Here is a 20243-nt window from a genome sequence, read left to right as displayed (position 1 = left end):
GTTCAAACGGAAGTTATTTCTTTTTGGAAAAAGCTTTTCAATGCTTTATAGACATCTTGTTTTTCTTTCAATATATAATGGCGGAACATCGGATTCGAGATTTTTTTATAAGTGGACATCAAAGTGGAATATCGATTATTGGGGTTCACTTCTCCGTAGCCAAACATACTGGAAACGGCCATCAGTTCATTTAMCAACTTCAAACATCTTTCATTATCGTTTGACATGTTTTCACCATCTGAAAAGTGGACTGGGTAAATATTGAATCGAGAAGGTTGATATTTTTGTTCAATCAGTTCCAGCGCTTTTAGATAGGCAGATGAACAAATGGTGCCGCCGCTTTCACCTTTTGAAAAAAAGTTCTCTTCCGTGACAACCTTTGCTTCAGTATGATGAGCGATAAATTCAATTTCCACCGTTTCGTATTTGGTACGTAGAAATTTGGTCATCCAGAAAAAAAAGCTGCGAGCCATATATTTTTCAAATGGTCCCATGGATGCACTCGTATCCATCATCGCAAGTACAACTGCTTTGGATTCCGGTTTTACTTCATCATTCCATGTTTTGAACCGCAAATCCTCATTATGGATAGGCGAAATTTCCGCTTTCCCATTCGCCGCGTTGCGTTTGATAGCCGTTAAGATGGTGCGCTTTTTATCAATATTGCCCATCAGCCCTTTTTTACGAATATCATTGAATTCAATTTTTTCTTTTCTAATTTGAGCTTGTTCTTTTTGCTTTAAATTGGGTAACTCGAGTTCATTGAAAAGGGCACTTTCCAGCTCTGCCATGGTGATTTCCACTTCATAAAAATCCTTACCCGCTTGATCCCCTGCTTGTTTCCCTTGCCCTGGAGCGGCTTTTCCTTCCCCGGAACCACGGGCGATGACATCTCCTACCTGACTATCACCATTCCCTTGACCCACGTGTTTTGATTTGTCGTAATTGTAGCGAATTTTGTACTCATCCAAGGAGCGAATCGGAATTTTGATGACATCCCGTCCATTTGACATAACAATGCTTTCTTCACTGATTAAATCCGGCAAATTATTCTTGATGGCTTCTTTGACTTTATCCATATGACGTTGCTGATCTTGATAGCCTTTTCTATGGAGCGACCAGTCTTCCTGTGAGATGACAAAATGATTATCAGGTTTTTCGTTCATTTCCACCCACACCCATCCAGTATTAAAAGTTTTTTAATTTAATTATCATATGCGTTGGCGAACAAGTTATTGAMTTCAGAGAGTAAGAAAAACAAGACGAATTATCTGATTCGTCTTGTTCTGTTATTCATATTCATCCCATTATCGATTAAGCAGGCTTCCTACGTAACGCAATAATTCATTGGCTGAAATTGAATTATAGCCATGTTCATCAATGAGTCTCGCAACTACTTCATTTACCTTTTTAAGCTGTGATTCATCCGGTGTTTTGGACGATGTCGTAATCTTCACCACATCTTTTAAATCCGCAAAAAGTTTCTTTTGTATAGCTTCGCGTAGACGTTCATGTGAATTGTATTCAAAGCGCTTTCCTTTTCTAGCGTAGGCAGACAGACGAATGAGGATTTCTTCCCTGAACGCTTTTTTCGCATTTTCAGAGATGCCAATTTGTTCTTCGATTGAACGCATCAGTTTTTCATCCGGATTCATTTCTTCACCAGTCAAAGTATCTCTTATTTTATTTTTATTACAATAAGCTTCTACATTGTCCAGGTAATTATCCATTAAGGTAATTGCTGACTCTTCATAGGAATAAACAAAAGCTTTTTGAATTTCTTTCTTGGCAATTTCATCATATTCCCGTCTGGCAATAGAAATATAATTCATGTACCTTTCCCGGTCTTCCTGCGTGATGGAAGCATGTTGGTCGAGACCATCTTTCAGTGCACGCAAAACGTCCAGAGCGTTGATCGATGGTACTTCCTTGCGGATGATGGCCGAAGAAATCCGATTGATTACGTAACGCGGATCAATGCCGTTCATCCCCTCATGCGGAAACTCCTTCTGCAATTCCTCCACATCGATTTGATTGAAGCCTTCTACACTTTCGCCGTCATATAAACGCATTTTCTTCACAATATCAATGCCTTGCTTTTTAGGTGTTTCAAGCCTTGTTAATACTGAGAAAATGGCGGCAGCTCGCAATGCTTGCGGAGCAATATGAATATGTGTCATATCGCTTTCCTGGATCATTTTTTCATAAATCCGTTCTTCCTGACTCACTTTCAGGTTATAAGGAATTGGCATGACAATAATTCTGGAATGCAAGGCTTCATTCTTCTTATTTGAAATAAATGAAGCATACTCTGTTTCATTTGTATGAGCCACTATGAGTTCATCCGCGCTGATTAATGCAAACCTTCCTGCCTTGAAATTTCCTTCCTGAGTTAGAGATAACAACAGCCATAGGAATTTTTCATCGAGTTTCAACATCTCCTGAAATTCCATCATTCCGCGGTTCGCTTTATTCAGTTCCCCATCAAATCGGTAAGCACGAGGATCTGACTCAGCACCGAATTCTGCGATTGTTGAAAAATCAATACTTCCTGTCAAATCGGCAATATCCTGTGATTTCGGATCAGAAGGCGTATATGTGCCAATTCCCACCCGTTTGTCTTCGGAGAAGAAAATTCTTTCCACCATTACATCTTCCAAGCGTCCATTGAACTCTTTATCCAAACGCATCGCGTTCAAAGGAGACAAGCTGCCTTCAATGCGGACTCCATACTCTTCAAAAAATTCGTCACGTAACTCGTGGGGAATGAGGTGAAGTGGGTCTTCGTGCATTGGGCATCCTTTTATCGCGTAAACAGCTCCTTCGTCGGTTTTTGAATATTTTTCAAAACCACGTTTCAACAATGTCACAATTGTTGATTTCCCTCCACTTACAGGTCCCATCAACAATAAAATACGCTTTCGAACATCCAATCTTTTTGCAGCTGGGTGAAAGTACTCTTCTACTAGTCGCTCAATGGCCGTTTCAAGTCCAAATATTTCTTCACCAAAAAAATGGTACATTTTATGACCATTCTTTTGCGTCAACCCATGGCTATTGATCATATTATAAACACGTGAATGAGCCGATTGGGCAACTTCTGGTCGTTCCTTAACGATGGTCAAGTATTCAGCAAATGTACCCTCCCACTTTAGGCTGTTTTCTTCTTCTCGGAAGCTCTTCACCTTGTTCAAAATATCCATTTTTTCCCTCCGTTTAGGGTTTGATTTATTCATAGTATGAAAAGAGACAACTTATGATTACCGGGACTTTTCACAATTGCCTCATCCGGCAAAAAGATCTTCAAAATTAATATCCGATTTTAGAAAGTACTTTTCTCATCATTTTCATGTTGCGAATAGCTTTAATTAATACACATGTTCTTACTCTTTGACATAGGTTAAAGGAATAATAGAGTGGAGATGAAAAAAATGAAGAAAAATTATTTACGTTGGTCCGAAGTACCTTATGCAGGTGAAAAGAAACCACCAGTAAATCCTGATACACCATCTTCAGGTTCTCGGTCTTTGACCTATTTAAAAAGAGACAAAGAAAAGAACTTCTTGAATCCAAATGGAACGATAATGCATTTCCCCATTAAAAAACCTAGTGCAATAGATTTTGAAAAAGAATTAAAGATTGTTCAGCGTACGCTCAACCACTTGACACACACTCAGGAACAGTTGGCCATTTTTTATGGAAAAGGTGTCCCTACTAAACAGTGGACTTCTATCATTGACCGTTTAGTAGATTCCTATGGGGTCAGTCCTGTCTATGCCTCTCGAATACTAGCTGCTGTCCATATGGCAATCAATGACACCAAGATTGTCGTATGGGATTTGAAGAATAAATTGGATGTTGCCAGACCAAATCAATATGACCATGAGATGGAAACGATTCTTTCTACGCCTAAATTTCCTTCCTATCCTTCTGGCCATGCCAGCATGTCTGGCTGTGCAGAAGTGGTGTTAAGCTATTTCTTCCCAATGGAAGCACAAAAGTTACGAAAAATTGCTTTTGATGACGCCTTCAGCCGTCTATGTGCTGGCGTTCATTTTGAAGCTGATAACATTGAAGGCTTGAAATTAGGCAGATATATTGGAAACGTAATAGTTGACCACTTAAGTGCGCAGAAGAATGAAGATGGCAAGTCCATTGACAAACCTTTTAGGGAATACCGGAATGCCAATATTAATACGCATGACTATAAGCAGTTTATCCCGTATGATTTCGATGATGAATTTACGTCTCGAACAAAATTAAATTCCAAATCTATCTCCAAATCCAAAGATTTCAATGAATCTATTAAATCCAATGATTCCAATGAATCCTTTGAATCCAATAAAACGCATAAATCGAATGAATCTAAAGAATCTGCTGAAATCGAAGTTAACCGGAAATCCCATCAAAATGATATACGGCCCAAGCCTCCATGGTATTTTTAGTGTGACTATTCAACCCGACCTATCAATCCTCAAACCAAAAGACAATCCTATGAGATTGTCTTTTTTAATTTGAGGACATAGCCAAGTCGTAGAAGAGTGATTGTTGAGTAAGTGTACAGAAATGGGAGCTGACTGGAGAAAACCTTTAAAGCGCATTTTACATGAACGTGTTTTCGTACTACATAATTTGTTTTTTTGAAATTTAAAGAATGAACTTCGCTTTTAAAACCATGTTAAGAAGGAACGATACTTTTAAGGAGGTTTTTTGATGGGAAGTGACAATCATAAAGGAGCTATTAACTTTACAGGTCCCTTGTCTCAAACACCAAAGAAGAAAGATTTTAATGCAACTTCACCAAAAGAAGAGATTTCGATGGAATTAGTGGAGCAGGGATTCTTAAAACCAAAACATGAGCCAATGACATCGAATCATCGTAAAAAAAGTGAAAGAGAAAAATCTTACAAGTCCTAGAGTATCGTGAAACTGAATAGAAGAAAAAACACCTCCAATTGAAAAGAATTGGAGGTGTCCTATTTTGGAATTTTAATGATACTCACATTGGATTGTTCTTTTTTCCAATCACTTCTTGAACTGAAGATATTTTAGAAATCGCATGAAATTCTTCTCCAAAACTGATTGCTTTTCTTGCAACTTCTGGTCGAATACCGGAGATAAAGCTTTCAATCCCCATCAAGTTCAAAACTTGAACAAGTTGAGTCAGCTGGAATGCAACGACTTCTTCAATTTCAATCACACCAGAAAGATCGATAATTAAACTTTCTACCATGTTTTCACTACACTTCATCGGGATATCATTAAGTAAGGACAACCCACGTTCCGAATTAATCACACCGATTACCGGAAGAACAGAAATTTTATCACAAATCTTGATGAGCGGTATTTCCAGTAGTTTTATCAAGGCTTGATGCTCGGACAATCGTTTCTCGTTGAATTCATGGTAATACTCAGAGAACTTGACAATCATTAGTTCAAATCCCGAATTCAGCATTTCACTCCATTCCGATACTTGATGTTTGCAAACATCTTCATTCGTTTGGTCGATATATTGTTTCATATATTCCCAAAAGAGCGTTCTCGTTTTTCCAAGAAATTTAATAACTTCATGAATGGCTATTCGATGTTCCACTCGCGACTTTGCTACAGTTTGAGCCCATTCATCAAGTCTTTCCAGAAAATCGAAATCATTTTGATCAAAGCTTGATATCAATAACTGAATGGTATGTTGATGCTGCTTTCTCAAGAGTTTCTCCACATCTGGTGAAGCTTGATTAGAATAAAATGAACCCGGCTCTTTTACTCTCTCATTCAACCATTCTTCCGTTATTTGATGTGCATGATTTTTCAAGTAGTTGGATATTGCGAGTGTTGACATCTTGAGTGTACTCCTTTAAATAAATACTTTTCGATATTTTTGAAATGTTAAATTATTACTTATACTATCGGATTTTTAGCGTTTCGTAAAATATTGCACGGTACAATTATAACAAATGCACAGCTTCAACTTTAAAATCATTCGCTTTGCACGAAAAAAGACCATCTATTGGATGGTCTTTTTCCTTCAAACAGTTGCATTTATTATTCCTTCATTTGAAACATTTTTGCTCATAAATAAACCTGCATATAACAAGACGATACCAGCCATCAGAATCATTCCAATGTAAACGGACATCATGGTCGGGACCAGGTATGCACCCATGATAATCGTGGAGCGAGCAACCAAGTCTGCACCGCTGAATGATAGGTTCGAAAAGGCAGAATAAGATCCCCTCTTATTGGCTGGCATCATATTTGCCTCTTCCGTATTTCGAATCGGTGAATATATCAGTTCTCCCAGTGTTGCAATGATATTAAAGAGAACTAGAATGTACCACGTGTTGGCAGACGTGACCGTTACATAACCGATTCCATATAGCAGAAGTCCAAACAGTAAGACATTTTTCTTATTGAACCTATCAGTGAGTTTATTGATGACAAACGTAAAACACACAACGAGAAGCATATTTTGGATATTGAGGTAACTCAGCATCCTTACTCCCCCCACTTGGAACTCCCCTATTTGTACTGTCTCGAACGTTTCTGCGAGACGAACGCCGATGTAACTGTTAAGTGAAAACTCAGCGGCAAAAATAAACATCGAGCCTACGACAACTTTGACAAACGGTATATCTTGAAAAGCAATTTTATAATTTTGAATTACATCCAGTAATACATTTTGATGCTGTTTTTCCAATCTACTTGTGGACTCATCCCGTAGCCATATATGATAAGCAATCGGTAGACTGGCCGATGTGACCGTCAACATGGCAAACAGTTCAATTTGATGGTTGACGTAAAGCAATCCTCCAAGTGCCGCACCGATTGCCATTGATAGATTTACGAGCCAGTATTCAATGGCATAGACTTCTTTTCGATTTTCAGGCGTGGTCGAATCGATGATGATCGCATGCATGGCAGGTCGCCCTAGGCTGCTTGTCACTACGAATGTTGCATAGGCAATCGCAAATAACCAAATCATGTTGTCTTCAGGTAATAGACTCAAGGTCATGAATAGAAACAGCAACGCACTCAAGGAAGATGTGAGGAGCAACACCCTTTTGCGTGGGAATCGATCCGAAATATAGCCCCCGATCAAATTAGTGAAAAAACTGACGATGACTGTGAATACCAGAAACACACCTGCCCATACCTTGCTCATTTCCTGTGCAAAAAATAATGCCATGAAAGGCATGACCGCTGATGATACCGCACGGTTGAAAAACGATGTAATCAACCGAACTTTTATATTTTGTGGATAGTCTTTAAAGGCCATGTTGAAACCCTCCTATTACTTATGTATATTAAACTAGACTATTGACATTAAAAATGGACAAAATAAATAATTATGTCCACTTTTATAAAAAAGGAGAACATGATGGATAGACATTTATTGACCGTATGGCGTTCGGTTTCATCAGGGAGCATCAGGCTGGATGAACTAACGGAGCTCCTCGGTCTGAGTAGGAAACAAACGGCAAGATACTTGCAGAAATGGACAAAAGAAGGCTGGCTCATCTTTACTTCAGGACTTGGGAGAGGCAAAGCATCGAAGATTCAATGGCAAAAAAATGTGGAAGAAGTTTATGAAGACTTGGTCATGAAAATGATTGATGAAGAACCAGTCGAAACGATCGGGAAATATTTACTCTACGAGTGGTCAAGCGACAGCAAAATGCGTTTGATGAATAAGTTCCATTCCAAATTCGGCTACAACCAAAGCACAAACTACATGGACAAGCTCATCATTCCAAGAAGATACACCTTCCTGACGATGCATCCACTGGAAGCGGCAGAAGTAAATAGCGCCAGCTTGGTGGCGAATCTATTCAATCGATTAGTGGCCATTGACGAAAAGGGTATGGTTTCACCTGAACTTGCCCACAGTTGGGATGTAACCCCAACGAAACTCCGACTCTATTTGAGAAAAGATATTAAGTTCCATGATGCATCTATACTGACCGCGGAAGATGTGAAGGTCTGTCTGGAAAAATTGAGGAGTCATAAGCATTTTCGGGATTTATGGGAGCCCATTCAGCACATTGAAATCGTGGCACCACTAGTAATTGATATTGAATTCCCAAACGGTTGCAGCTATTGCCTCCAACTTTTGGGTACGTTAACTGCAAGCATTTACAAGGACACTAAAGGACAGTTACTTGGCACTGGAGCATTTTATTTAGAAGAAAACAATGACTTAAAAACCACGATCTGTGCTTTCAAGGATTATTTTTTGGAAAGACCTTTATTGGATGCAGTGGAATTTGTGCAGGTACCAAAAGACTTCGATACCGTCTACCGTTCTGCAACTCAAGAGCTAGGAGATGCTACTTTCCAAGTGGAAAGTAGCTCAGGTTTCGGAGTCGTAATCATGAATGCGTTTCGCGATTCACAGATTCAGCGCAAGGAAGTCCGAGACTATCTACATTATGTAATAGCGAAGCATCGCCATGAAATTCCACTCGTACATTCACGTGCTTGGGCCAACGATAAGAGTTGCCTCATAGGTCATGATCAGCAATACAAAGTACCAGTGATGCAACGCCCCCATTTTTCAGAACCATTGATTTTAAGAGGAGTGAACTATACGGAAAAAACCACTATGTGGCTGAAGGAAGTATTCGAAAAAGAAGGCATCCCTGTGGAAATCACTTGGCTTTCCTTTGCCGAGACAGTTCAAAACAGTGCTAGGAACCAGGAAGCCGATCTGTTCATTCACGGTGAAGTATTCGAATTGAATCAAGATTTGTCCTTTTACTATTTTCTTAAAAATGGGTACTCCCCATTGGCAAAAATGATTGAGGCCGATGAAACGGCCAGCATGTATTTAAAGGAATATGTGCATACCCCTTTTGAAAAATGGACTTCCTTGAACTTGAGAATGGAAAGAGCTCTTTTGGAAGCTTCGCTAATGATTCCTTTATATTATGAAAAACGTCAAATCCCCTTCTCTACCAATCTAATGAACGTCAATATCAAGCATTTTGGATACGTTGATTTTTCCAAGTTGTGGGTAAGACCCGAACTTTAGAATAAAAGATCATCCATGGAAGTAAAAAGGGCTACCGATTTGGTAGCCCTTTTCGTTAAAGTGTTATTTGATTTTAACTGTTTTCTTTATTCTTCTCTTCGACAGAAACATATGTTTTGTAGTATTTAACACATGGTGCCAAATTGTTACGTGTTAACAAAGAGAACGTTTGGCTGATTCCCTCACCACCTGTGGCAGCACCCTAAACATAAGAGCAACCCTTGGATACGTAATCAACGTATTCAAGGATTTTCTTCATAGAGTGGGACATTATCGGCGTCGAAAGTTTCAGCTAGCGAGACGATTTTCAGCCGAACGGAATTTTGTGCAACCTGGAATGCAGAACTGTCTACCTGGAACCCCATTCTGTCTACCTGGAATGCAGAACTGTCTACCTAGAATCCTATTCTGTCTACCTGACAGACTTTTCACTTTTAATATATACCCCATTAGGGTATACTGCATTTAAGAAATCAAAATGATAAAGGAGTATATACCATTGAAAAAGAAACGGTACTTATTGAGTTTTGCACTACTAGTGGCACTGAGCGGTTGTGGAAATGAAACGAGCAAGGAATCCGACCATAGTGAGATGGATCATGGTGGTTCACATTCCAGCTCTGGTGAAATTCCTAAAGGGTTAAAAGACGCAACAAATCCAACTTTTAAAGTTGGTAGTGTAGCAACCATTACAACAGATCATATGAAAGGCATGAAAGATGCCGAAGCTACAATCGTTGGAGCTTACGATACGACAGTATATACCATTTCTTATACACCAACGACTGGTGGAGAAAAAGTAGAAGACCATAAATGGATCATTCATGAGGAAATAAAAGACGCTGCTACTGAACCATATGCAGAAGGCGATGAAGTAATTGTCGAGGGAGATCATACGAAAGGGATGAAAGGCGTAACTGCAGTTATCGACTCAGCTGAGGAAACAACTGTGTATATGGTAGATTACACTTCGACTGATGGTGAAGAAGTGAAGAATCATAAATGGGTAACTGAAAGTGAACTTTCTGCTGATTAAGGTGTATTCGTAGTCATAATAAAGAGAGGGACGGTGACATGGTCATCGCCCCTCTCTTTTTGTGCTTTTATCAACCCGGTGATATTCCGAAAGTTGAATGACTCGAACATTTCGTGTATTCAACTCATGGTATATATCTCTGCTATCACGAAATGAAATGGTTTGATCTCTTTCACTTTGTATCAGCTCTTCTGCAATTTCCATGGATTCAACATGGATAAATCGTCGGATGTAATGGTTTTCATCAAAAAAATAAGTGATTTTGAATTCTTTCATGACATATAGCTCCTGATAATTAGTTTGGTTAATAGAGATTAGTATACCCATGCAAAAGCCTCCCTATTAATCAGATTAATGGGAGCCATGCAAATTATACATTAGATTTTCAATTCAATTTCAGCGTCAGCTTTTAATTCTTCAACATGTTTAGCCAATAGTTCTTGTTGCTGTTGTTGTTTAAGAATCCCTTTAATTTCTTCTTTTGCTTCTTCAAGTGGAGGAAGATCTTGTCCAGCTGATTTTGCTTGAGAAGCAGCTTGATCGTAATAGGCTTTAATTTCTTTTTCTGATACTTCTTTGGCAGGTACTACTTTATCTTGATATTTTTCAAACAGAATGGATTCAGCAATTTGGTCTTTCAGCATTTTAGTATCCATGCTTTGTGCTTTCAACGCTTTATTCATTGCTTCTTCTCCACCGTATTGCTCTACAAAAGATTTATATTGTTCATCAATCTCTTTATCTGTAGCAGTAATTTTTGCTTCTTTCGCTTTTTGCAAAATCAACGTTTGTCCAACAAGCGTATTAAGTACTTGTTCTTTTACCTGTTTTGCCGCTTCTTTGCTACTAGGATCTTGACCTGTCTGTTGCATTTGCCCTTGAACGGAAGCCAATGCTGCATTATATTGCTCACCTTTTAATTCTTCTTCATTGACTACCGCGACAACTTTGCTCTCGTCTACTTCTTGCTTAGCAAGCTTTGCCTGCATTTCTTTAGCTGCAGCTGCTTGGTCTTGTTCAGATGGTGCTTTTGTTGCTTCTTGCTTCGTTTCTTCTTGTGGCTTTTCTTCTTTTGTTGCTTTATCTTCTCCGTTGCAAGCAGTTAAACTCAATGCCAATACACCTGCTGCGAACGGTAATATAATTTTTTTAATATTCATTCTCATGTAAACCCCTTTCGATTCAAAGCTACGCTTTATAACTAAAGCATAGTCTGCATCTTAACGGAGAATCCCTGATAGTTAAACCAATACCCCTTCATGTCATCGAATTGTTAACTTGTTGTCATATGATGACCAAATTTAGGCTTGGCATGAAATTTAAAGATAAATAAACTCTCATTTGTTTTTGGCGATTATCTTCACACAGACTTTTTATAAAAAACCAGTGTGGTATTTTCATTAATACGCCGTTTTTCCCCCGTCTGTATATACCCCATTTTTTCATACAAATGGCAGTTACGTTCTTCCTCCAGGATTGTTGCTAGTTCCCAACTGTTGGCTTGAGGAAAGCTTTCTTCTACTAACAATATCGCTTTTTTTGCTATACCTTGCCCTTGATGAGTTGGACTGATAAACATGGGGCTAATCCAAAAATGAACATCTTCTTTCCAAAAGATACGGATTCCACCGACAAGCTTTGTGTCCAACAAAATTTTATAAAATATGCCTTGAGGATTAGTGATCCTCGAAACAACTCGGTCTATTGTTTCGTTCGCTGGGTTTATATCGTAATCCTTATACTTTTCCATAAGCGGCATGAATGCTTTGACTTGCATATTAAAAATAGCTTCTGCATCGGGGATTGTTGCTCTTTCCAGACTAACTATATTCAAAGTTATTACGCTCCAATCAATCGATGATATTTCCTATTAATCACCCCATCTTTACTTGTAGTAAGTACTCTTCCTGGAGAATCCCGTAGATTGCACAGTCTTTGTATTGATTTTTAGCGTTACGAATCATATGCCGTATCAACCCTTCTTGTTTCATTCCAACTTTTTGCATGATTTYTCCGGATGCAGGATTATCACTGTTATGTGCTGCAGATATCTTATGAATATTCATATGCCTGAAGCCAAATTCCATAACGGCTTTCAACGCTTCTGTTCCATATCCTTGATTCCACCAGTCGTAACCGAGTGTAAATCCTACTTCGCAATTTTCCGTGCCGAGGTCGAAATGATAAAAATCGATTGCTCCGATAAGATCACCAGTTGCTTTTAATTCAATGCCCCAATAACAAAATTCTTGTTCCTCATATTCATTGACAATATTCGTTACCCTTTCAACTGACTCCTTGATTGATTTATGTGCTCCTTTTATGAGATTGTCCGTAACCCGTTCATCAGACATCCAATGGGTAAAGAAGCTTTGTGCATCTTCAATAACCAGTCTTCTAAGAATCAATCGTTCGGTTTCCAACGTTGGTGTTCCGTGGAATTTAATCATGTTCGCACCTACTTTAATCTATTTTTCCCGTGACTCCATGGCATTAAAGCAACAAAATCTAATTGAACAATAGGTAGAGTGATGTAATCCAGCACAAAGTATCAACTTCCAGTAACCATTTTGCTATTTTAATCTTCTGCTGCATTAATGCACCTTCTTGTACGTATTTATGAAGTTATTGTGTAAGGTTTATCTTCTCTAATCATATTCATATTCCCTCTTTTGACGAACTGCTTTACGATAAGTACGAAGGCCAATCTCTACTGGAAAAACTATAAATTGTGAGGCCCAGCGTGCAGTAAACGTAATGTTAAATTGCTGAAATTTCATTTGTATGTGACAATATAACTAAATAGCATTATACTTTCCAATATTTAAGGGGTACAACAATGAAAAAAAGCACCGATTTTTACCGAATAATTCCGTTTGTCTATTTGATTATAGGTCCAGTCTGGGTTATAGGGACAGATTATTTATTATATGATCCTAACACCATTTTTGATAAAGTCCTTCTCCTTCAGACATTCAAAAGTCTGTTATTTGTTTTCTTTACCGCCATTCTTTTGTATTTTTATATTAAAAATTTAAGAGATTCAAAACTAATTGAAGAAGAAAAAGAGAAGCTCACACTGCTAATAGATACCATGCCAGACTGTGTTTCATTTAAAGATGGTGAAGGTAAATGGCTTCAAATCAATAAATTTGGTGCTCAATTATTCGAACTAGAAGGCATCGATTACAGTGGCAAGGACGATAGAGAGATGGCCAAGTACACTGATTATTATCATGATGCTTTGATTTATTGTATTGATACCGACGAGGAAGCTTGGAGGGCTGGGAAAGTCACTCGCTGTGAAGAAACCATTCAATTAAGAGATGGCTCAAGCAAAACGTTCGATGCATTCAAAGTGCCCATTTTCAATCCTGATGGTTCGAGAAAAGGGCTGGTCGTAATCGGGAGAGATATTACCGCATTAAAAGAAACGGAAAGTATGTTGAGACAGTCAGAAAAAATGTCTGTTATTGGTGAACTGGCTGCAGGCATTGCTCACGAAATACGTAACCCTTTGACCACTATTAAAGGTTTTTTGCAAATGGGGAAAGATAAGGCCATTAATCTTGAGCCTCATACCGAGATGTTGATTGATGAAATAGACCGAATTAATACCATCGTTAACGAACTATTGATTGTTTCAAGACCATCGGAAGTCATTTTTTCCAACAAAAACATAAATACAATTGTTAAAGAAGTCATTCAATTGTTATCGACAGAAGCATCGCTTCAAAATATTCAACTGAATTYAAATGAATTAGAAAACTTTGATACATATTGTAATGATAGTAAATTAAAACAGGTGTTTATCAATATTCTAAAAAATGCTATAGAATCTATATCCACTCAAGGTGAAGTCAATATCTCTATATTCGAAAAAGATGAAAACTATTTTGCGATTAAATTTGAAGATGATGGGTGTGGGATTGAGGAAAGCCGTTTGAAACACATTGGTGAGCCATTCTATAGCGTAAAAGAAAAAGGTATTGGCTTAGGAATGACTGTTAGTTTTAGCATTATTGAATCTCATAAAGGAACTATTAATATATCAAGTGAAGTCGATAAAGGAACTAGCGTGGAAGTGTTGTTGCCTAAATCTAAATTTCAAGTTATTTCATAAATGAATTTGTCCCTCTGCATCCTAGCATCAATTAACCTTGTTCATAATTCGTTCGTCATTCATTATGCAAGTATAGTTACAAACACAAAAAGACACCTCCAATCTATATTACTGGAAGTGTCTTTTTGCCATCTTATTATTTGATTCTTTCATTACCTTCGTAGATTTTCACATTCAAAGGTCCGGCTAGATATTCTGCAGCTCTACTTGAAAAGGAAGTGAAGTGATCACTTTTGTTGTGACTTTCGACAGCGTTCATATCTTGCCATACTTCGACCATCGTGTATAAGTTTTCTTTCTCTATATCTTTCATTAAGTCGTACGAAACATTTCCACTTTCAGCTCTAGAGGCTGTGATTAGTGGATGAATTTCTTCCAAAAATGCTTGTTCTTTTTCTACTTGCACTTGAAATTCAGCATGAATAATAAACATCGATTCAGTTCCTCTTTTCTGTTACTTGACTGTTAGCTTTATTTCCATTCAGTGATGGCATCCACAGGTAGACGGACAGACTGATACCCTTTATCTATCGCTTTTCCAATCGAAATTAGCATAACGGGATAGTAACGCTCTTTGTCCATACCAAAAGCTTCAGCAATTTGGTCCTTTTCATAACCACCTATTGGATTCGTGTCATAACCGTGAGCTCTTGCTGCGAGCATCAGTTGCATGGATACTAAACCAGCATCAATTAAGTTCATTTCCTTCAATTGTTCCGGTGACATGGTTGAAACCAATCCTTTGATAGCTGGTAGCTGTGCATCTCTGACTTCAGCTGGCATTAGACCTTGTTCCACTGCTTTACCGTAAATGTCGTCAGCATAATCGATGCTGTTCATATCTGCAAATACGGCAATCATTGCGGCAGATGTTGCTACTTGGTTTTGATTGAATTTGGCCAGGGGAGCCAATGTCGCTTTACCTTCTGGGCTATCGATGACAACAAAACGCCAAGGTTGGAGATTAACGGATGAAGGGGCAAGCGTGGCAGTTGTTAGTATTTCAGTCATTTCCAGTCTTGTTATTTTCACAGTTGGATCATAATTCCGGATGGAWCGACGTCCTGTTACGATTTCATTAAAGTCATTTATAAGTGTATGGTTCATTTTTCATTCTCCTTTATATTTATACTAGTTTGTCGTATTGCGACTACTCATTTGGATTAATGTTTTTGACGTTGTCTTGTATCCGTGTCAGCATGTCCAAAAGTAAAGAGCGTTCCTCTGCATTGAATCCAGTTAAAACCTTCGAAATGAATTGCTGTTTCTCTTCTTGGTAAGTAACAATTCCTTCACGACCTTCATCCGTCAGACGAACAAACGTAAATCGATTATCTGCGGGATTCTTACGTCGTGTGACCATTCTCTTTTCTTCCAATTGCTTTAAGTGCCTCGTTACAGCTGCATGATCTATATTCACTTCTTTTTGAAGCTCCGTCTGACTGATTTCATCCACTTCAAACAACTTGTTCAACAAATCCAATCGGGATTGACTGATGCCTGTACAGCGCTCAAACTTCGGGCTTGTTTGCTTATTTATCTCATATAATCGATAGACAATTTTTCCTTCATCTGAACATGAGTTGGACATAAAACCACCCCTTTAATGTTTGACGGGTCAACAATTGACCCATCAACTACTATAATACGATGCATTATTAAAATCAACTAATTGAATTGTTTAATAACTCTTCTTCTTGAAAACTGCAATTTTTTAAGCAAGAAAAACCCCCATTCATTCAAAGAATAAAAGGAAGGTTTTTCAACTATTTTGAAAGCAGGTCTTTAATCGAAACTCACGGATATTAATTAGAACGATTTGAAGTTTGATAGCTTCTTCCATGAATTGGCGGTGTCCAAGATTTCAGAAATTGCTCGGTTCGACTCCGTCCTCTTTCAATCAGAGCCTCTCTCTTTTCTTTACTAAGATCAAAATCTGTAGTGTTAACATCATCTACTGGTATGAAGATAATATCTTTCTCATGTTTCCTGGAAATGTACCTTTCATCATGTGCATTTTGCATCGTTGAAAAAAGCGCTTCGAATAAATTGAGTCCATTGTTGATTTTATTTCCTTTCGATTCGTGGTGGCCACGACTGATTTTCAAACCAAGAACGGGTCGTTCCCTATTTCCATCTTTATCATCAAATAACCACAAAGGAAAGTTACTCAATACACCTCCGTCAACAACAATTGTCTCCCCATTCTTGACTTTCAAAGTGGCTGGTTCAAAGAAAAAAGGGATGCCACAACTCATACGTAAAGCACGGGCAATGGGGAAGGTATCTGCTGATAGCCCATAACTTGCCAAGTCATCTGGAAAAACAATTATTTTGCCATTCGTCAAACCAGAAGCCACGAGCTTCAATGTACCATCCGGTAAATCACCAAAAGAATATACCCCTTTTGCCGCCAATTTTTCCATGAACCAGTTTTCCAGTGCATTGCCTTGGTACAGTCCCATGTGCCAATACAGGAAAATCCATTTCATAATTGGTAATGGAACGATTGATTTTCGTGTATCGAGTAGGGTTTTGAAATCTAAATCATCCAGCATCTCTTCTATTTCCTTACCAGTGTATCCAGCAGCAATAAAGCAGGCAAGAATAGCCCCTGCACTTGTTCCCGCTACTCGTTGGAAGCGATATCCCTTTTCCTCCAATACTTGATATGCACCGACTAATGCAAAATTTTTCAAGCCTCCTCCAGAAAACACTCCATCTATTAACATGCTTACGCTCCTTTTTTCAAGTCGTTGTCTTACACTGTAATAAGAAAGAACGCAAATTAGAACTTAATTCGACAATGACTTTGTTGAGCAAAAGCGTATTAAAAGAAGTGAAAAGCCTTCCCCGCTAGGTTGGGAAGGCTTCATTCATGTCTTCATTTGATGTATTGGGGCAACTTTTCGAGCTATTGGGGCAACTTTTGGTGTTATTGGGGCAACTTTCCCCGTTATTGGGGCAACTAACCAATTATCTCCTAATTCCATCTTTACTTAATATCGAGGAAACTGTTGCATGACGGTCCTGACATTGACAAATCGCTGAAATGATCGCCACACCGTCGGCACCAGCCTGTAGCGGTTCGTGTGCATTTTCAGCTGTGATTCCTCCAATAGCGACGATTGGGTAATCGAGATGTAAACTTCGGGCTTGTCGCAAGAAAGTGAGACCTGCAGGAGCCATTGCATCAGATTTCGACCTTGTTTCATATATCGGACCAATCCCAACATAATCCGCGCCACCTTTGATGGCACCTTCGAGCTCTTGTTGGGTATGCACGGAAACTCCTACGATTTGTCCTGTGAACTTTTCTCTTATATCCGTAAGGGCGATGTCATCCTGCCCTACATGCACCCCATCTGCATGCAATTTTATCGCTAATTCCACATCGTCATTGATAATGAATGGTACCTTGTAAGATTTGCATATTTCCTGACATTGCCGTGCAAACTCTTCCAGTTCATCCCCTTTCAATGCCCCATCACCTTTTTCTCTCAACTGAAACATTGTTACGCCAGCCTCCAACGCATCCTTTAAAACAACCAAGGGATCTTCAACACAATTGGGTGTACCCATTATGAGGTATACTGCCAAATCTTTACGGTTCAATGATGGTCACCTCACAAATTGCTTTTAATTGCTTATAAGCGAAATGGTTGGTCGGTCCATGTCCATGGCCGATACCAAGAGGATTCTCGAGAGCCAGCTGGACAAATTTTTTCGCTTCAATCAAAGCTTCCTTCAAAGGAATTCCTTGTCCCAAAAATGCAGTTAATGCGGCAGAAAACGTACAGCCCGTTCCATGTGTATGCTTGGTGTTGATACGAGGGGTAACCATTTTAAAGCTAGTCCCATCGGCCATAAAGACTGTATCAGTTGCCGTATCTCGTTCTTCTAGATGACCGCCCTTCATGACCACGCAATTGACACCCATTCCTAAAATCGCCTTGGCTGCTTTGTGCATATCTGACTCCGATTGGATTTCCAAACCAGCCAGCACCTCGGCTTCTGGAATATTTGGGGTTAATACTGTTGCAAGAGGCAATAGGTTGGTCCGTAAAGTTTCCACGGCTTGATTCTGCAAAAGGTTTGCGCCTCCTTTGGCAATCATCACAGGATCAACGACAAGCTGTACATTTTTTTCTCGCAAATTATTTGCTACTTCTTCAATGATTTCTGTTGAAAAGAGCATGCCTGTTTTGACTGCTTGGATGGGCATATCCTTAAAGACAACATCTATTTGTTGTGCCACGAAATCGGGTGATGTTGGAAAGATCCCTTCTACACCCAGCGTATTTTGAGCAGTCAGTGCTGTAATCGCGGACGTACCAAATACGCCAAGTTCCTGAAATGTTTTCAAATCGGCTTGTATACCGGCTCCGCCCCCACTATCCGAGCCTGCTATCGTCATGACAATGTTCATTTTCCATCACCTTTGGAAAAGAGATGCAAAGCATTTAGTACTTCAGTCTGGAAAGAGCCAGGAAGTTGTGCCTGAGACGATGCTTGCTCGGATATTTGTTTATAAGCTTGCAGGAGATCGAGTAAGTTGAGGAGGGCCTCTCCATCCAAACTTAAAGCCGCCGTGCAAATTGCACTCAACAAACACCCAGTACCGGTTACCTCTGTCATTCGTTCATGCCCGCCAGTTATCCAAAATTCTTTGTTTCCATCGGTAATATAATCCGAAGCGCCAGTCACAGCTACTATACAATTCCAATCCTTCGCTACTTGCTTGGCAACGTCCGCGATGTCCATGTCGCCTTCTCCACTGTCCACTCCTTTTGACTGCCACGAAACACCAGCGATTGCAGCCAGTTCACCTGCATTACATCTTATTAAATTAAACCGAACTTGTTCCAGCAACTCCTTAACTACCCTTTTGCGAAATGATGTAGCTCCTACGCCTACTGGATCCAAAACAACGGGTGTACCAAGTTCATTCGCTTTTTTACCAGCTAGAAGCATCGCTTCTTGCGTTCGTGTATTGATTGTGCCGATATTAATTAATAGAGCCGAGGAAATGAAAACCATTTCTTCTACTTCTGATATTTCATCCGCCATGACCGGTGACGCACCGATTGCTAGCAACCCATTCGCGGTAAAGTTCGCCACGACATAGTTTGTCATGCAGTGAACGAGAGGCTTTTTTTTACGTATTTGTTCAATAGGCATAGACTTTCACCTCGTTTTCCCAGTTCTCAAGTGTCCAAGGCATTTCCCAGAATTTCCACTCGTAATAGCAGCTCTTAGCAAAATGACTTTTCAGCACATTTCTCTTATTCGGATTTGCCTCTGCATATCGATTCATCATTTGCATTTGATGCTCGATTTTTTCTTTGTAACCTGGTGCACTATACACGGCAATCCAATCTTCATAAACTTTGACACCTGGTTTAGCGTCTTTATACTTCTCCCCGATTTCCTGATAGAGCCATGGACAAGGGAACATGGCGGCAAACGCTTCTGCCACATCCCCGTTATGAGCTGCATTGTACATATGCGATACGTAGTTGTAGGCAGCCGGAGCAGGTTCAAAGTGTGCTTCCATTTCCTCCGTAATACCGAGCTCTTTGAAAACAGTTCGGTGCAACTCAAGCTCGGCTTCATTGATGTAGCGGGCAGATTCTAAAAAGAATGCTATGTCTTCATTCGTTTCTGCCTTCGTAGCGGCAATCGCCAGCACCTTTGTGTAGTGCTTTAAATAATAGGCGTCCTGCATCATGTAATACGCAAATTTCTCAAGTGGCAATGTCCCGTCCACCAGTCCCATTACAAAGGGGTGATCAAAACTGCCTTGCCAATAAAGATCCGTTTCTTTTCGTACTTCTTCACAAAATGTCATTACTAGTCCTCCTTCTTTGGATGGACGCAAGTGCAAAAAACGCCCTTTTGCGTATGACAAAAGAGCGTTTCTGATGAAACATTGCTCCCTACGTCAGTGTTAACTGTCAGGTTCCAAGGGTCAGGTTTTAACCTTCTCAACTAAAAAGTCCCCCCGCAATTAAAATATTGAATTAGAAACAAAAAAGCCCTCCATAATGGAG

The 20243-nt window shown here is 39.3% G+C and carries 21 protein-coding genes and 1 riboswitch; of the genes, 5 read left to right on the top strand and 16 right to left on the bottom strand.

All coding sequences use genetic code 11. From position 1 onward, the window contains the following. Positions 1-2: 2 nt before the first annotated feature. On the bottom strand, positions 3-1166 hold the full coding sequence (gene yhbH, locus AC1DSL_RS07585; protein WP_477531769.1) for a sporulation protein YhbH: 1164 nt from the start codon (positions 1164-1166) through the stop codon (positions 3-5). A gap of 141 nt (positions 1167-1307) precedes the next feature. Beyond that, a complete protein-coding gene (locus AC1DSL_RS07580) occupies positions 1308-3203 on the bottom strand; it encodes a PrkA family serine protein kinase (protein WP_016429307.1) in 1896 nt (631 codons plus the stop codon). Positions 3204-3431: 228 nt separating this feature from the next. Between AC1DSL_RS07580 and AC1DSL_RS07575 the strand changes: the two genes are divergently transcribed. Together AC1DSL_RS07575 and AC1DSL_RS07570 are read left to right on the top strand one after the other, a co-directional pair. Then, positions 3432-4445: a vanadium-dependent haloperoxidase gene (locus tag AC1DSL_RS07575; protein ID WP_477531768.1), complete on the top strand. Its 1014-nt coding sequence runs from the start codon at positions 3432-3434 to the stop codon at positions 4443-4445. A 268-nt stretch (positions 4446-4713) separates the two neighbouring features. Next, a complete protein-coding gene (locus AC1DSL_RS07570) occupies positions 4714-4917 on the top strand; it encodes a hypothetical protein (RefSeq protein WP_016429309.1) in 204 nt (67 codons plus the stop codon). A gap of 82 nt (positions 4918-4999) precedes the next feature. On the opposite strand, the gene AC1DSL_RS07565 is transcribed toward AC1DSL_RS07570, so the two are convergent. After that, complete coding sequence (locus AC1DSL_RS07565; RefSeq protein ID WP_477531767.1) at positions 5000-5839, bottom strand: STAS domain-containing protein; 840 nt, start codon at positions 5837-5839, stop codon at positions 5000-5002. A gap of 186 nt (positions 5840-6025) precedes the next feature. After that, positions 6026-7276 carry an MDR family MFS transporter gene (locus AC1DSL_RS07560; RefSeq protein WP_477531766.1) on the bottom strand — a complete coding sequence of 417 codons (1251 nt, stop codon included), beginning with the start codon at positions 7274-7276 and terminating at the stop codon, positions 6026-6028. 102 nt (positions 7277-7378) lie between these two features. Between AC1DSL_RS07560 and AC1DSL_RS07555 the strand changes: the two genes are divergently transcribed. Next, entirely contained in the window at positions 7379-9031 is a 1653-nt protein-coding gene (locus AC1DSL_RS07555; protein WP_477531781.1) for an ABC transporter substrate-binding protein, read from the top strand. Positions 9032-9530: 499 nt separating this feature from the next. Beyond that, the gene (locus AC1DSL_RS07550) at positions 9531-10067 is read left to right on the top strand and encodes a YdhK family protein (RefSeq protein WP_477531765.1); all 537 of its coding nucleotides are present in this window, start codon (positions 9531-9533) and stop codon (positions 10065-10067) included. Between the two features lie 42 nt (positions 10068-10109). Here AC1DSL_RS07550 and AC1DSL_RS07545 read toward each other — a convergent pair whose 3' ends face one another. From AC1DSL_RS07545 to AC1DSL_RS07530, 4 genes are all read right to left on the bottom strand, one after another. Next, on the bottom strand, positions 10110-10394 hold the full coding sequence (locus AC1DSL_RS07545) for a hypothetical protein (RefSeq protein ID WP_477531764.1): 285 nt from the start codon (positions 10392-10394) through the stop codon (positions 10110-10112). A 50-nt stretch (positions 10395-10444) separates the two neighbouring features. Then, entirely contained in the window at positions 10445-11227 is a 783-nt protein-coding gene (locus AC1DSL_RS07540; protein WP_477531763.1) for a SurA N-terminal domain-containing protein, read from the bottom strand. A 200-nt stretch (positions 11228-11427) separates the two neighbouring features. Continuing rightward, positions 11428-11844 (bottom strand): GNAT family N-acetyltransferase, encoded by a 417-nt coding sequence (locus AC1DSL_RS07535; RefSeq protein WP_477531780.1) that lies wholly within the window; start codon positions 11842-11844, stop codon positions 11428-11430. A 97-nt stretch (positions 11845-11941) separates the two neighbouring features. Further along, complete coding sequence (locus tag AC1DSL_RS07530; protein ID WP_477531762.1) at positions 11942-12517, bottom strand: GNAT family N-acetyltransferase; 576 nt, start codon at positions 12515-12517, stop codon at positions 11942-11944. Positions 12518-12906: 389 nt separating this feature from the next. Here AC1DSL_RS07530 and AC1DSL_RS07525 point away from each other — a divergent pair, with 389 nt between their 5' ends. Next, positions 12907-14190, top strand: coding sequence for an ATP-binding protein (locus AC1DSL_RS07525; protein ID WP_477531761.1), 1284 nt, complete (start codon positions 12907-12909; stop codon positions 14188-14190). A 136-nt stretch (positions 14191-14326) separates the two neighbouring features. Here AC1DSL_RS07525 and AC1DSL_RS07520 read toward each other — a convergent pair whose 3' ends face one another. From AC1DSL_RS07520 to tenA, 8 genes are all read right to left on the bottom strand, one after another. Continuing rightward, complete coding sequence (locus tag AC1DSL_RS07520; protein ID WP_342543003.1) at positions 14327-14623, bottom strand: putative quinol monooxygenase; 297 nt, start codon at positions 14621-14623, stop codon at positions 14327-14329. A gap of 38 nt (positions 14624-14661) precedes the next feature. Further along, positions 14662-15297 carry a nitroreductase family protein gene (locus AC1DSL_RS07515; RefSeq protein ID WP_342543002.1) on the bottom strand — a complete coding sequence of 212 codons (636 nt, stop codon included), beginning with the start codon at positions 15295-15297 and terminating at the stop codon, positions 14662-14664. Positions 15298-15340: 43 nt separating this feature from the next. Continuing rightward, a complete protein-coding gene (locus AC1DSL_RS07510) occupies positions 15341-15781 on the bottom strand; it encodes a MarR family winged helix-turn-helix transcriptional regulator (RefSeq protein WP_477531760.1) in 441 nt (146 codons plus the stop codon). Positions 15782-15995: 214 nt separating this feature from the next. Next, entirely contained in the window at positions 15996-16922 is a 927-nt protein-coding gene (locus AC1DSL_RS07505) for a patatin-like phospholipase family protein (RefSeq protein WP_477531759.1), read from the bottom strand. Positions 16923-17166: 244 nt separating this feature from the next. After that, the gene (gene thiE, locus AC1DSL_RS07500) at positions 17167-17805 is read right to left on the bottom strand and encodes a thiamine phosphate synthase (RefSeq protein WP_477531758.1); all 639 of its coding nucleotides are present in this window, start codon (positions 17803-17805) and stop codon (positions 17167-17169) included. Continuing rightward, positions 17795-18619 (bottom strand): bifunctional hydroxymethylpyrimidine kinase/phosphomethylpyrimidine kinase, encoded by an 825-nt coding sequence (thiD, locus tag AC1DSL_RS07495; RefSeq protein ID WP_016429324.1) that lies wholly within the window; start codon positions 18617-18619, stop codon positions 17795-17797. The genes thiE and thiD overlap by 11 nt, the downstream gene beginning before the upstream one ends. Further along, positions 18616-19371 carry a hydroxyethylthiazole kinase gene (gene thiM, locus AC1DSL_RS07490; protein ID WP_477531757.1) on the bottom strand — a complete coding sequence of 252 codons (756 nt, stop codon included), beginning with the start codon at positions 19369-19371 and terminating at the stop codon, positions 18616-18618. Before thiM ends, thiD begins: the two co-directional genes overlap by 4 nt. Continuing rightward, entirely contained in the window at positions 19361-20041 is a 681-nt protein-coding gene (tenA, locus tag AC1DSL_RS07485) for a thiaminase II (RefSeq protein WP_477531756.1), read from the bottom strand. Before tenA ends, thiM begins: the two co-directional genes overlap by 11 nt. 68 nt (positions 20042-20109) lie before the next feature. Next, positions 20110-20206, bottom strand: a riboswitch (TPP riboswitch). Positions 20207-20243: the final 37 nt, after the last annotated feature.

The sequence above is a fragment of the Paenisporosarcina sp. P4_D4 genome, assembly GCF_056401835.1.
Note: the sequence above shows the minus strand (reverse complement) of the source record. Positions and strands in the feature narration are given on the sequence as shown.